The following is a 12694-nucleotide window of genomic DNA, read 5'->3' as shown; positions in this document are numbered from 1 at the left end:
TCTCTCCTTAGGCCAGAGCCGCTTTGAGCTCGGCGGCCGTGGCCGCCTTGCCCGTCAGCTTTTCGACGATGGCGCCGGCCGTATCCGAAGCCACGGCGGAGACATGGCTCATGGCCTTGTCGCGCGCAGCCTGGATATCGGCCTCAGCGGCGGCCAGCTTTTCAGCCAGAACCGCTTCTTCCTTCGCCTGACGCTCGGCGGCCAGGGCCGAAGCCTTGGCCTTCGCGTCAGCCGCGGTCTTCTGGGCCGAGGCGCGAGCCTCGGCGACCTCGGCCGCAGCCGCGCGGGCCTGGACCTCGGCTTCGTCCTTCAGACGACGGGCGTCGGCGATGTCGCCGGCGATCTTGGCGCCGCGGGTCTCGATGGCGCCGCTGACCCGGGGCAGCAGCCCCTTGGACAGCACCGCATAGAGAACGGCGAAGATGAGCAGCAGCCAAACAATCTGGCCGCCCCAGTGCTCGAACTGCAGTTGCGGAAGTCCGCCGCTGCTGTGAGCCTCGGGCGCGCCAGTCGTTTCGACCGTGCCGTGGGGTTCCGTCGCCATGGGCGAAGTCGCCTTTAGCTAGGGATTAGGAGAAGAGGATCAGGAAGGCGATGACCAGGGCGAAGATGCCCAGGGCTTCGGTCAGCGCCATGCCGAGGAACAGCATCGGGCGTTCTTGAGCAGCGGCGGTCGGGTTCCGCAGGGCGCCTTGGAAATAGTTGCCGAACATGATGCCCAGGCCGATGCCCGCGCCGACCATGCCGAGCATGGCCAGACCGGCGCCGATGTACTTTGCTGCAGCAGCGTCCATGATTGAGACTCCTTGGAAGGGGATTTGGTTTGAAAAGATGAAGCGGTGATCAGTGGCTGTCGAGGTGCACGACGTCATTCAGATAGACGCAGGTGAGCACCGCGAACACGAAGGCCTGCAGGAAGGCCACCATGAACTCTAGGGCCGTCAGGGCGACGACGGAGAAAAGCGACAGCAGGCTGACCAGCCAGAAGGCCGGAGACATCGCCAGCAGGATCGCCACGAAGGTCGCGAAGATCTTCAGCACGACGTGGCCGCCCAGCATGTTGCCGAACAGACGCAGGGCCAGGGTGACCGGGCGGATCAGGAACGAGATGATCTCGATCGGCACCAGCAGGAAATACAGCGGCCACGGCACGCCCGACGGGGCGAACAGCTTGAAGAACTTGAGGCCGTTCTTGGCGAAGCCGACGGCGACGACGGTCAGGATGACCAGCATGCCCAGGGTCAGGGTGACGGCCAGCTGCGAGGTGGCGGTGAAGCCCAGGAAGTTGCCGGTCCAGCCAAACAGCATCCCCTGCAGGTTCAAGAACAGCACGAAGGCGAACAGGGTGAAGACGAACGGCAGATACTTCTTGCCGTCGTGGCCGATGATCGACTCGGTCAGGCCGTTGACTAGGCCGTAGAGCATCTCGCCCACGGTCTGCAGGCGGCCGGGAATCACGGCGGCCTTGGCCGAGGCGGCGGCGTAGAACACGATGATCAGCGTCGCGGCCAGCAACATGGCGGCGATCGAATTGGTGATCGTCATGTCGATATAGCCGAGGCCGGGCACGGTGAAGCCCATGGCGGGCAGACCAGCGACCTTTTGGATCAGGAACTGGTGCATCGGGTCGATCGGCGTGGCCAAGGCCCTAGTCTCTCTTCTGCTTGGGGGCGGTAGACCCGCCTCCCGTGTCTTCGCCGGCGCTCTCCTGTTGGGGAGAAGTCGTCGACGCCTGCGCGCTCAGTTTTGTCGCCTTGCGGACGACGGAGAATATCGAGCCCCCCATGCCGATCAGCAGACCGCCAACCATGCCCCAGGGCGCCGTGTGGGCGTAGTGGTCGAGCAGCCAGCCAAAGCCGAGCCCCACCAGAACACCGCCTATCAAATCCGCCAGAAGACGATAGCCGTCCTGAGACGATTTCTCGTGCTCCGCGCGCACCGGCTGTTCCGCCGCCTTCTTGGCCTCGAACGCGTCGAGCCGAGCGTCGAGGCTGTGTAGAGCCTTGTCGTTCGGTTCGTCGGCCTTGGGCATGGGAGCGGTCAGGTCCGAAAACGCCTGCGGCCACCCCCGAAAAGAGGCGGAATTCCGGCCGGCTTGATCGCGGCGGAACCTATAGGGCTCGTTGCGGTGCGTCAAGCTGGCCAAGGCCTGTTGCAAGCAGCTGTATAATAAGGCGTTTTTGGCTCGCCGGCGGCATGACGGGCAAAACCTTGCGGCGACGCTTCCCGCGTTGCGGTCTGGCGAAAGAAACGCGCGCCGGCGTTGACGCAGGGGGAGCTGGAAACAGGAGCGGGGCCGACGGACGGAAAAATCGCCGCAGACAGGCGCTTCCAGGCGACGCGTACAGGAAGACGCATTGCCTTTTTCGCTTTTTTGGGGTTTTAGAGCCGCGTCTTTCCCTTAGCCAGAAGATTCATGTCGCATCTGAAGAACACCGGATTCTCCGATCGTATCTCCGCCGCCGCCGAAGCCAAGAAGGCTATGCTGGCGAAACTGAAGCCCAAGCCCACCGTCACGGATCCCGATTTCGACAAGCGCGAAGAGCTTCGCGCCGCCGAACTGGAAGCCGTGCGCGCCGCTCGCGCCGAAGCCCGCGAACTCGTTCGCCTCGAGCAGCTGGCCAAGCAGGAGCTGATCCTGGCCGCCAAGCGCGCCGAGCGTAAGGAACGCAAGTCCGACGCCGCCGCCGAGCAGAAGATGCGCAAGGAAGAGAAGGCCGCCCAGCGCGAGCAGCTTCGCTCCCTCGGCCGCACCAGCAAGAGCGCCCGCGCTCACGAATGGGGCAACCTGATCGGTTGATCCGGCGGGAAGCGGCCTTTCAGGCGCTTCCCTTTCTCCGGGCCTAGACTCGACCGCATGGTCCTGGCTCTCACGAGCCAACCGTGCGGGAGAGCGGCCTGTGAATTTTTTCCAACCAGAACTTCTCGCGACCCTGTTCGGCGTCGCGATGATCGCCGGCGCCTTCGATGCGATCGCCGGGGGCGGCGGTTTGTTGACCGTGCCCGCCCTGCTGCTCGCGGGCCTCAATCCCGTCGTCGCCCTGGGCACCAACAAGCTGCAGGGCGCGATCAGCGCCCTCTCCTCGACCCTGGCCTTCGCGCGGCGCGGGCTGATCGACTGGAAGACCGCCCTGCCGGTCGCCGCCGCCGCGGCCGTGGCGGGCCTGTGCGGCGCGCTCTGCGCCAGTCTGCTGTCGCCCAAGGTGCTGGCGGCCCTGGTTCCCCTGCTGCTGATCCTGATCGCGCTCTATTTCGGCTTTTCGCGGGCCCTGAAGGTCGAGGACGCCCTGCCGCGCGCGCCGATGTGGGTGGTGATCGCCTTCGTGATCCCGATCGTCGGCTTCTATGACGGGATCTTCGGTCCCGGCGCCGGCGCGTTCTACATGGTCGCCATCGTCACCCTGTTGGGCTACGGCGCGCTGAAGGCCACCGCCCACACCAAGCTCGCCAACGCCGCCAGCAATCTGGGCAGTCTGAGCCTGTTCGTTCTGAAGGGCGCGGTCGTCTGGCCGATCGGCCTGGCCATGGCGGCCGGGGCCTTCATCGGCGCCCAGATCGGCTCGCGCCTGGCCATGCGATTTGGCCCAAAACTGATCCGGCCGTTGCTGGTGACGATTTCCTGCGCCATGGCGATCAAGCTGCTGGCCGACCCTGCCAATCCGCTTCGGCACGCGGTCGCGGGATTGCTCGGCGGCTGACGCTTACTGCGCCGCTACGAGTTGCTCGGCGGTCGACAGATCCACGCTGACCAACTGGCTGACGCCGCGTTCGCCCATGGTGACGCCGAACAGGCGGTCCATCCGGCTCATGGTCACCGGATTGTGGGTGATGGCGATGAAGCGGGTCTGGGTGCGGCGGCGCATCTCGTCGAGCATGTTGCAATAGCGGTCGACATTGGCGTCATCCAGCGGCGCGTCGACCTCGTCGAGCACGCAGATCGGGGCCGGATTGGCCAGGAACACGCCGAAGATCAGGGCGCTGGCGGTCAGGGCCTGCTCGCCGCCGCTCATCAGGCTCATGCTCGCCATGCGCTTGCCGGGCGGACAGGCATAGATCTCAAGCCCCGCCTCCAGCGGATCGTCGTTCTCGACCAGCCGCAACTCGGCCTGGCCGCCGCCAAACAGCGCCTGAAACAGCGTCTGGAAATGGCCGTTGATCACCTCGAAGGCGGCCAAAAGGCGCTCGCGGCCCTCGGCGTTCAACTCTTCGATCCCGGCCCGCAGCTTGCCGACGGCGCCCGACAGATCGGCGCGCTCGGTATGCATGGTCTCCAGCCGGGCGGCATATTCCTGGGCCTCTTCCTCGGCCCGCAGATTGACCGGGCCGATGGCGTCGCGCTCGCGCTCGAGCGCGAACAGGTGGGCTTCCACGCCAGCGGCGTCCTTGGGGATCGCCACCGCCTCTCCGGCCACGTGGCGGCCCAGCGCCTCGGGCTCCATCCGGACCGATTCGCGGATATTGCCGGCGATCTCGGCGAAACGGTCGCGGGCGCCGTCCAGGTGGGCCAGCAAGGCGGCGCGGCGTTCACGGGCCTCGCCGGCCGCCTGGTCGGCGGCGCGGGCCGCGCGGTCGGCGGTCAGGCGCGCGGTCTCGGCCGCCTCCAGCGCGTCGCTGGCCCGGGCCCGGCGGGCGTCGGCGGCGCCGAACTCGTCGACGAGGACCAGCAGCTTTTCCTGCAGAAGGGCCGGCGCCTCACGGGCCGCCTCCAGGGCCTGCGCGGCCTTGACGCGGTCGGCGTCCAGAGAGCCGGCCCGCTTGCCGGCGGCCTCGGCGCGACGGGCCCAATCGCCGCGATCGCGTTCCAGGGTTTCCAGCCGTCTTTGCCGACCGGCGCGCTCACGGGTTTCGACATCGAGGGCGGCGCGGGCGGACGCAGCGGCTTCGCGCGCCGCCGCAGCCGTTTGCCGGGCCTGGGTCAGTTGCGGCGCCAGATCGGCCGCCCCGGCGGCGCCGTCATGCTCGGTGCGCACCACGGTCAGGGCGGCCTCGGCCTCGGCGTGTTCGGCCTGGAAGCGGGCGATGGTCTCGTCCAGGGACTGGGCGCGAGCGGCCCGTAGAGCGGCCTGACGTTCGAACTGGGCCACGGCGTCGCGGGCGCCCGCCATCAGACGTTCGGCGTCCTGCGGTCCACGGCGCCTGTCGCGCAGAGTGTCCTCGGCGGCTTTCAAGCGATCGGCGGCCGTTTTCAGGGCCGCTGCCGTGGCTTCGGCGCGGGGGGCCTGCAGGTCGATCTCGAGCTCGACCTCGGCCAGGCGCGTGCGCTGCTCCAGACGCACAGCGGCGGGCTTGGGCGCGTCGGCGCGGGCGACAAAGCCGTCCCAGCGCCACAGGTCGCCTTCCCTGGAGACCAGCCGCATGCCCGGCGTCAGGCTCTTTTGCAGACGGTCGCCATCGGCGCGTTCGACGACGGCGGTCAGGGCGAGGCGCGCGGCCAGCTCCGGCGGGGCCTTGACCAGCGGGGCCAGGGCCTGTGCGCCCTCGGGCCAGGCCGGCGACGTCGCCTCGGCACCGCCCCAATAGGAGGGCGCGCGCGAATCCAGGGCCGCGTCGAGGTCATCGCCCAGGGCGGCGGCCAGGGCCGCGCCATAGCCCTTGTCGGGCGACACCGCGTCCAGCGCCGGCGCATGGCCGCTCTTGGAGCGCGGGGCGGTCAGTTGGGCCAGGCCGCGCGCCTCGGTGCGCAAGCGGCCCAGCTGATCTTCCAGACTGCGGGCCAGCTGCCGGGCCATGGCTTCCTGCTCGCCGGCCTGGCCGCGCTCGATCTCGGCGGCGTCCAGGGCGGCGCGGGCGGCGGTTAGGGCGGCTTCAGCGTTGGTCAGGCGCTGGCGGGCGTCGGCGGCGGCTGGATCGGTCTCAGGACCCAGCGCTCCACGCTCGGCCCTGGCCTGGTCCAGGGCGCGCAGGGTGCGGGCCAGGCGGCCCTCGGCGTCGGCCAGACGGGCGGCGGCGGCGCGGGCCCTCGCCTCTTCCGCCGCGACGCGGGCGGCCAATTGCTCGACCACGGTTTCCGCCTCGGCGCGAGCCTCTTCGGCCGCCTTGGCCGCCTGCGCCAGTTCCGGACCGCGCTCGGGCGCGGCGGCGACCTCGGCGCGCACCTCGGTCAGCTCGGCGTCGAGCCGGGCGAGGGCTGTGTCGGCGTCCTGCTTGGCCTGGGCCTCGCGAGCGCGATCATCGTCGATCCGGGCCAGATCGGCCGTCAAGCGTTGGAATTCGGCGGCGGCGGCTTCGGCTTCGCGCTCGGCGCGGTCTTTCTGGATAGCCAGTTGGCCCAGCACCGCCTGGGCGATGGCGGCCTCCTCGCGCAGCGGCGGCATGGCCCCCTCGGCGCGGGTGATCTCGACCTGGGCCGCGGCGGCGGCGCGGGCGGTGTCTTCCACATCGCGGGCGGCCTGGGTGGCCTGGGCCTGGGTGCGCTCCAGCGTGTCGCGCGCCTCGCTCCAGCGCGCGAACAGCACCGCCCCCTGCACGGCCCGGATCTCGGACGACAACCGCTTGTACTTCTCAGCCTGCCGGGCTTCGCGCCGCAGCCGATTCAGGGCGGTTTCCAGCTCTCGGGCCACGTCTTCCAGGCGCGAGAGGTTGGTCTCGGCCGCCCGCAGCCGCAGTTCGGCCTCGTGGCGGCGGGTGTGAAGGCCCGAGACGCCGGCGGCCTCTTCCAGGATGCGGCGGCGGTTCTGCGGCTTGGCGCCGATCAGTTCGCTGATCTGACCCTGACGCACCAGGGCCGGCGAATTGGCGCCGGTCGAGGCGTCGGCGAACAACAGCTGCACGTCCCGGGCCCGCACCTCGCGGCCGTTGATGCGATAGGTCGAACCATCGCCCCGGTCGATGCGGCGCACGACTTCCAGCACGGGATCGTCATTGAACTGGGCCGGCGCGGTGCGGTCGGCATTGTCGATGGTCAGGGTGACGTCGGCGTGGTTGCGGGCCGGACGCGCGCCGCTGCCGGCGAAGATCACGTCGTCCATGCCGCCGGCCCGCATGGCCTTGGCGGAATTGGCGCCCATCACCCAGCGCAGGGCTTCCAGCAGGTTGGATTTGCCGCAGCCATTGGGGCCGACAATGCCGGTCAGGCCGGGCTCGATCCGAAACTCGGTCGGCTCGACGAAGGACTTGAAGCCCGAAAGGCGCAGGCGCTGGAACTGCACGCGGGCGGCTCCCTTCGCCTCAGCCCTTGGCCGGAGCGGCCAGGGCGGCCTTCAGCGTTGCGGCCGTCAGGGCGCCCGGGATGCGCTGACCGGCGAGGATGAAGGTGGGGGTCACCTCGATCTTGTCGCGAACCTCGGCGATCTCGACCCGCTCGTTCACGGCCGCCAGCGCCTTCTGGTCACTGAGGGCGGCGGTAAACTGGTCTTCGGTCAGTCCAAAGGCCTTGCCGATCTGCAGCAGGCCTTCGAAAAGCTGGCCGCTCTGGAAGATCGCCGCCTGCTGGGCGAACACCGCGTCCAGCACCTCGAAATAGCGACTGGGACCGACCCTGCGCGCCAGCAGGAAGGCTGCGGCGGCGAACTCGGGCGGCGAGGTCAGGAACTCGCGGAACACCAGCTTGACCTTGCCCGTGTCGATATAGGCCTTGCGGATCGCCGGCAGGTCCTCGGTCCACCAGTGGGCGCAGTGCGGGCAACTGGGCGAGGCGAACACCACCAGCTGCACCGGCGCCGTTGGCGAGCCCAGAACCATGTCGCCCGGGGCCGGCGGCAGCGACGCGGCGCGCGCGATCACCGGGCCTGCCGCGAAGGCGAGGCTTGTGACGATCAGCGCGCGACGGTCGATGGGCAAGCGCTTGTCCTTATTTCGAGGCGGCGGCGATGGCGGCGTCCAGTTCGGCCAGGCTGCGTTCGCCACCGGCGGCGTCGCCCACCAGCTTGCCGTTGACGACGAAGGTCGGCGTGCCCTGAACGTTATAGACCTTGGCGTTCTTCTCGACGCGCTCATTCAGCGCTTTCAGCGCCTTCTCGTCGGAGACGCAGGCATCGAACTTGGCTTCGTCCATGCCGGCCGACTGAGCGATACGGACCAGCACGTCGCGGAACTGGCCGGTGGTGAACATCTCTTCCTGCGAGCGGTAGACCGAGTCCACGACCTCGAAATATTTGTCCTTGCCGGCGCAGCGGGCCATCAGGAACGACGCGGCGGCCACCTGGGCGGGCGGGGTCAACATCTCGCGATAGACATAGTTGACCTTGCCGGTGTCGATATATTTGGTCTTGAAGGCCGGGAAGACCTCTTCGTTCCAGCGCGCGCAGTGGCTGCATGAGGCCGAGGCGTATTCGATCACCGTGACCTTGGCGTTGGGATTGCCCAGGCTCATGTCGTCGGCGTTGGCCGTGTCCTTCTTGGCGCAGCCGGCGAGCGCGACGCCCATCGAGGCGGTGAGGGCGACGGCGGTCAGGAGCCGGCGGGTCAGCAGACGCATGATCGATCTTCCTTGAACTCAGAACGGTGAAGTTAAGCGCGATTCTTAGGCCGCGTGAAAAGGGCGGGGATAAGGCCTTGGCATGAGCGCAATCGCGCGGGTGTTGTCAATCCGCGAGCGCCTCAAGACGCTTGGCTCCGCAACACCCCGCGCCCCAGCTTCAGCAGGGCGTCCTTCAGGCCGCCGTCGGGTTGGTCAGCCAGGCTGTCGGCCAGTTGGCGTTCCGACGCGGCGTCCAGCGGCGGCTTGCGGCGGGACCTCTGGACCACCGGCGCGGGGGCGGCGCTCAGCGGGCCCTGGACGATGCGCAGGCGGGTGACGGTTCCTTTGCCCAGCAGCATGTCCAGCCGGGCGGTGATCTGTGGGGCCTGATGCTGGATCAGCGAGGCGACGGGGCCGTCAACCCGGAGTTCCAGCGCGCCGCCTGCCCCGTTGCGGCCCTTGATGATGCGAACCGGCTCGGTGCGACGGGCCAGGGTGTCGCCGACGATTTCCTTCCAGCGGGTCTTCAGGGCGGCTGGGCCCTGGCCGTATTTCTCCTCCAGCGCCTTCAGCAGCGGCGCGAGGTTCTTGCCGGCGGGCGGCGGCGGTCGCATCGGCGGCCGCGTGCGGCGCTGGCGCAGGATGGCGAGGGCTTCTTCAGCCGTGGGCAGGGGGCGGCGCATTCGAGAAGGTTAGCAGAAGGCGGATGGAGGCGGGAGCCGCCAAAAATCAATCATCCCGGACAAGTCCGGCGAAAGCCGGGCGCAGATCCGGGACCGCCGGAAGCGCGGCGTTCAGGCGTCGGTCCCGGATCTGCGCGCTGCGCGCTTGTCCGGGATGACAAGTTTGACGCGGCTCTGTCATAGGGAGGAATGCGCGACATCCCCGCCCTCCGCTCAAGCCTGCTGGCCTGGTACGACCGCCAGGCTCGCGACCTGGCCTGGCGCGTGGGACCGGCCGAGCGGCGGGCCGGCGCGCGGGGCGATCCCTACCGGGTGTGGCTGTCCGAGGTGATGCTGCAGCAGACCACCGTGCCGCACGCCACGCCCTATTTCCTGAGTTTCACCCAGCGCTGGCCGACGGTCAGCGATCTTGCGGCGACAGAGGACGGCGACCTGATGGCCGCCTGGGCGGGGCTGGGCTACTACGCCCGGGCCCGCAATCTGCTGGCCTGCGCCCGGGCCGTGGCGGCCGATCACGGCGGGGTGTTTCCCGATACCGAGGAGGGCCTGCGGGCTTTGCCGGGCGTCGGCGCCTATACCGCCGCCGCCGTGGCCGCCATCGCCTTTGACCGCGAGGCCAATGTGGTCGACGGCAATGTCGAGCGGGTGATGGCCAGGCTGTTCGCGGTCGAGACCCCCGTGCCGGACGCCAAGCCGGAGTTGAAGGCCTTGGCCGCGTCGCTGGTCACCGCCGAGCGGCCCGGGGACTGGGCCCAGGCGCTGATGGACCTGGGCGCAACGGTCTGCCGGCCCAAGTCGCCGCTCTGTGACATCTGCCCGATCTCGGCGTGGTGCGCGGGGCTGAAGACCGGCGCGCCGGGAACCTATCCGCGCAAGACGAGGAAGGCCGATCGGCCGCGGCGGTACGGCGTGGCCTATGTGCTGACGCGCGGCGACGAGGCGGCCCTGGTCCGTCGGCCGCCCAAGGGCTTGCTCGGCGGCATGCTGGGTCTGCCGACCAGCGACTGGCGCGGGACGCCGTGGTCGGATGACGAGGCGATCGCCGCCGCGCCGGTGACCGCCGCCTGGCGCGATCAGGGCGCGGTCGAGCACGTGTTCACGCACTTCTCCCTGACGCTTAGGGTGTTTGCCGCCGAAGGCGACGGCGACTTCGTCTGGACGCCGCGCGAGGGGCTGGGCACCTTGCCCAGCGTATTCCTGAAGGCGGCGCTGGCGGGCGAGCGGCTGGTCTAGCGATCAGGCGAAGAAAACCCAGTCTCCCGTCAGGGCGCCGGTCTGTACGCCGGCCAGGACGATCTGGTCGCGATCGCCAAGATCCACCACGGCGTCGGCGCCGTCCTGGCGTAGCGTATAGCTCGTGCCCAGCGCCAGCTGGATCCGGTCGCCCTGGGCGCGCGAGAAATCGGTGACGTAGTCCAGGCCCATGCCCTTAAAGCCGTAGAATACGTCAGCGCCCGCGCCGCCGGTGAGGGTGTCGGAGCCCCTGTCGCCGGACATCCAGTCGTTTCCGTCCTCGCCGTACAGGACGTCGTCGCCCTGACCGCCGCGCACCCAGTCAGCCCCCGCGCCGCCATAACAGGTGTCGTTGCCGAGATTGCCGTAGACGACGTCATTGCCGGTATTGAAGACGGCAAGGCTTTTGTCGCTGTGGTCGCCGTAAAGGACGTCGTTGCCCTGGCCGCCCACGACCCAGTCGCTGCCATCGCCGCCGACACAGACGTCATCGCCCTTGTTGCCGTTGATGTCGTCGAAGCCGTAGCCGCCCTGGATCGTGTCGTTTCCGTCGTCGCCGCGCAGAAAGCTCGTGGTGGCCCCGTAGGCGAGGCCGTTGTGCGGGTTGGTGATGACGTCATTCCCCGTCCCGCCATAGACCGTGTCATGGCCCGCGCCGGTGTTGATCGTGTCGTTGCCGCCGAAGCCTTCGATGACGGCGCTCATCAGCGAGGATCCCCAGGGCATGGAGATCTTGTCATCCCCGGCCAGCGCCTGCTGGTACAGCACCTTGGCGCCTTGGGTGAGCAGCGTGTTGGTGAACTCAATCACCGGCAGGTTCAGGCCGGTGAAGCTGAAGGCGTAGCCCTGGGTGCTGTTCAGGGAGAAAGTGCTGATCGATCCGCCGACGAGGTCGCCGTTCGCGTTGAACTGAAACGCGCCGCTCAGCGAGCCCGTGAACCCTCCTGACACAAACGAGAGCGAGGTCAGCGAGTTGAGGGTCAGCTCCATCGTCGAGGCGTTGAAGCCCGCCAGAAGGTTGGAGTTGAATATCGGCGTGGCGCCGCTGAAACCCGACCGACTAAAGCTCAGATCAACCATAGGCCTACACTCCCCAGAGACGTCCTGGCCTCTCTAGGCGGGCGTCGCAAAGGTTGTCTAGCGCCGTATTGCGCCAAATTCGCGAAGGGCTCGCCAACGAACAGGAAGCCCCGCCGGTGGCGCCGACAGGGCCGTTGCGGCTTTCGACGGCGCGCTGGCCTCTAGTTCATCCCCGCCCGGACCTGGGCGCGCAGCACGTCGATCGGCGCCAGGCCGGCGTCGGTCTTGAAGTGCCAGTAGGTCCAGCCGTTGCAGGCCGGGGCCGACTGCACCAGGGCGCCGATCTTGTGGATCGAGCCCGACAGGTCGCCCACCGTGATCGAGCCGTCGGCGCGGATCTTGGCGGCGTGGGCGCCCTTGGAGCAGAACAGGGTGTCGCCGGGGCTGAGCAGGCCGCTCTCGACGATGGTGCCGAACGGCACGCGCGGCTCGCTGCGCTTGGAGCCCATCACGTCCAGGTCTTCCGGCGCGATCGGGATCACCTTGGCGATGCGGGTCTTGGCGTGCTCGATGTATTCGGCCTCGCGCTCGATGCCGACGAAGCGGCGGCCCAGACGCTTGGCGGCGGCGCCGGTGGTGCCCACGCCGAAGAACGGATCCAGGATCACGTCGCCCGGCTTGGTGGTCGACAGGATCACCCGATAGAGCAGGGCTTCGGGCTTCTGGGTCGGGTGGGCCTTGGCGCCGTCCGAGCCCTTGATGCGCTCCTCGCCGGTGCACAGCGGGATGGTCCAGTCCGAGCGCATCTGCACCTCGTCATTGGCCATCTTCAGGGCGTCATAGTTGAAGGTGTAGCGCTTGGCGTTCTGGCTCTTGGAGGCCCAGATCAGGGTCTCGTGCGCATTGGCGAAGCGGGTGCCCTTGAAGTTGGGCATCGGGTTGGACTTGCGCCAGATCACGTCGTTGAGGATCCAGAAGCCCAGGTCCTGCACGGCCACGCCGACGCGGAAGATGTTGTGATAGCTGCCGATCACCCAGATCGCGCCATCGTCCTTCAGCACCCGGCGGGCGGCCTTCAGCCACTCGCGGGTGAACTTGTCATAGACCGCGAAGCTCTCGAACTGGTCCCAGTGGTCGTCGACCGCGTCGACCTTGGAATTGTCGGGCCGCAGCAGGTCGCCGCCCAGCTGCAGATTGTAGGGCGGATCGGCGAAAATCAGGTCGACCGACTTCTCGGGCAAGGCGTTCATCGCCTCGATGCAGTCGCCTTGAATGATGGTTTCCGGCCCGAAGGTCATGTCCGCGTCCTGTAAAACAGCCAGCGGAATCATGAGTCTTGCTGGTAAACGGGACGTGTGGA

Annotated in this window: 13 protein-coding genes; 3 read left to right on the top strand and 10 right to left on the bottom strand. The window is 68.4% G+C overall.

Features of this window, described 5'->3' with window-relative positions:
• Positions 1-7 precede the first annotated feature (7 nt).
• Genes ACW18B_RS05155 through ACW18B_RS05140 form a run of 4 tightly spaced genes read right to left on the bottom strand, consistent with a single transcriptional unit; the run spans position 8 to position 2032 of the window.
• On the bottom strand, positions 8-544 hold the full coding sequence (locus ACW18B_RS05155; protein WP_492050110.1) for a F0F1 ATP synthase subunit B family protein: 537 nt from the start codon (positions 542-544) through the stop codon (positions 8-10).
• A 25-nt stretch (positions 545-569) separates the two neighbouring features.
• On the bottom strand, positions 570-794 hold the full coding sequence (locus ACW18B_RS05150) for a F0F1 ATP synthase subunit C (RefSeq protein ID WP_422182030.1): 225 nt from the start codon (positions 792-794) through the stop codon (positions 570-572).
• A gap of 49 nt (positions 795-843) precedes the next feature.
• Positions 844-1623: a F0F1 ATP synthase subunit A gene (locus tag ACW18B_RS05145; protein ID WP_492051608.1), complete on the bottom strand. Its 780-nt coding sequence runs from the start codon at positions 1621-1623 to the stop codon at positions 844-846.
• Positions 1624-1648: 25 nt separating this feature from the next.
• Positions 1649-2032: an AtpZ/AtpI family protein gene (locus ACW18B_RS05140; RefSeq protein WP_492050108.1), complete on the bottom strand. Its 384-nt coding sequence runs from the start codon at positions 2030-2032 to the stop codon at positions 1649-1651.
• A 384-nt stretch (positions 2033-2416) separates the two neighbouring features.
• On the opposite strand from ACW18B_RS05140, the gene ACW18B_RS05135 reads away from it, so the two are divergent.
• On the top strand, positions 2417-2800 hold the full coding sequence (locus ACW18B_RS05135; RefSeq protein ID WP_492050106.1) for a DUF6481 family protein: 384 nt from the start codon (positions 2417-2419) through the stop codon (positions 2798-2800).
• Between the two features lie 100 nt (positions 2801-2900).
• Entirely contained in the window at positions 2901-3698 is a 798-nt protein-coding gene (locus ACW18B_RS05130; protein WP_492050104.1) for a TSUP family transporter, read from the top strand.
• Positions 3699-3701: 3 nt separating this feature from the next.
• On the opposite strand, the gene smc is transcribed toward ACW18B_RS05130, so the two are convergent.
• The 4 genes from smc to ACW18B_RS05110 all read right to left on the bottom strand — a co-directional run bounded on the left by smc (position 3702) and on the right by ACW18B_RS05110 (position 9081).
• On the bottom strand, positions 3702-7148 hold the full coding sequence (gene smc, locus ACW18B_RS05125) for a chromosome segregation protein SMC (protein ID WP_492050102.1): 3447 nt from the start codon (positions 7146-7148) through the stop codon (positions 3702-3704).
• 19 nt (positions 7149-7167) lie between these two features.
• Positions 7168-7779, bottom strand: coding sequence for a thioredoxin domain-containing protein (locus ACW18B_RS05120; RefSeq protein WP_492050100.1), 612 nt, complete (start codon positions 7777-7779; stop codon positions 7168-7170).
• A 10-nt stretch (positions 7780-7789) separates the two neighbouring features.
• The gene (locus ACW18B_RS05115) at positions 7790-8416 is read right to left on the bottom strand and encodes a DsbA family protein (RefSeq protein WP_492050098.1); all 627 of its coding nucleotides are present in this window, start codon (positions 8414-8416) and stop codon (positions 7790-7792) included.
• 122 nt (positions 8417-8538) lie between these two features.
• Positions 8539-9081, bottom strand: coding sequence for a DUF721 domain-containing protein (locus tag ACW18B_RS05110; RefSeq protein WP_492050096.1), 543 nt, complete (start codon positions 9079-9081; stop codon positions 8539-8541).
• Positions 9082-9270: 189 nt separating this feature from the next.
• Here ACW18B_RS05110 and mutY point away from each other — a divergent pair, with 189 nt between their 5' ends.
• The gene (mutY, locus tag ACW18B_RS05105; RefSeq protein WP_492050094.1) at positions 9271-10314 is read left to right on the top strand and encodes an A/G-specific adenine glycosylase; all 1044 of its coding nucleotides are present in this window, start codon (positions 9271-9273) and stop codon (positions 10312-10314) included.
• A gap of 3 nt (positions 10315-10317) precedes the next feature.
• On the opposite strand, the gene ACW18B_RS05100 is transcribed toward mutY, so the two are convergent.
• Together ACW18B_RS05100 and ACW18B_RS05095 are read right to left on the bottom strand one after the other, a co-directional pair.
• Positions 10318-11394, bottom strand: coding sequence for a calcium-binding protein (locus ACW18B_RS05100; protein WP_492050093.1), 1077 nt, complete (start codon positions 11392-11394; stop codon positions 10318-10320).
• A 161-nt stretch (positions 11395-11555) separates the two neighbouring features.
• Positions 11556-12632 carry a site-specific DNA-methyltransferase gene (locus tag ACW18B_RS05095; RefSeq protein WP_492050091.1) on the bottom strand — a complete coding sequence of 359 codons (1077 nt, stop codon included), beginning with the start codon at positions 12630-12632 and terminating at the stop codon, positions 11556-11558.
• Positions 12633-12694: the final 62 nt, after the last annotated feature.

It is taken from the genome of Caulobacter sp. FV2ps19, from assembly GCF_058681035.1.
Note: the sequence above shows the minus strand (reverse complement) of the source record. Positions and strands in the feature narration are given on the sequence as shown.

Bases quoted from the DNA above. Each gene is read 5' to 3' on its own strand.
- ACW18B_RS05155 (WP_492050110.1), bottom strand. From the start codon at position 544: ATGGCGACGGAACCCCACGGCACGGTCGAAACGACTGGCGCGCCCGAG.
- ACW18B_RS05150 (WP_422182030.1), bottom strand. From the start codon at position 794: ATGGACGCTGCTGCAGCAAAGTACATCGGCGCCGGTCTGGCCATGCTC.
- ACW18B_RS05145 (WP_492051608.1), bottom strand. From the start codon at position 1,623: ATGCACCAGTTCCTGATCCAAAAGGTCGCTGGTCTGCCCGCCATGGGC.
- ACW18B_RS05140 (WP_492050108.1), bottom strand. From the start codon at position 2,032: ATGCCCAAGGCCGACGAACCGAACGACAAGGCTCTACACAGCCTCGAC.
- ACW18B_RS05135 (WP_492050106.1), top strand. From the start codon at position 2,417: ATGTCGCATCTGAAGAACACCGGATTCTCCGATCGTATCTCCGCCGCC.
- ACW18B_RS05115 (WP_492050098.1), bottom strand. From the start codon at position 8,416: ATGCGTCTGCTGACCCGCCGGCTCCTGACCGCCGTCGCCCTCACCGCC.
- ACW18B_RS05110 (WP_492050096.1), bottom strand. From the start codon at position 9,081: ATGCGCCGCCCCCTGCCCACGGCTGAAGAAGCCCTCGCCATCCTGCGC.
- mutY (WP_492050094.1), top strand. From the start codon at position 9,271: ATGCGCGACATCCCCGCCCTCCGCTCAAGCCTGCTGGCCTGGTACGAC.
- ACW18B_RS05100 (WP_492050093.1), bottom strand. From the start codon at position 11,394: ATGGTTGATCTGAGCTTTAGTCGGTCGGGTTTCAGCGGCGCCACGCCG.
- ACW18B_RS05095 (WP_492050091.1), bottom strand. From the start codon at position 12,632: ATGACCTTCGGGCCGGAAACCATCATTCAAGGCGACTGCATCGAGGCG.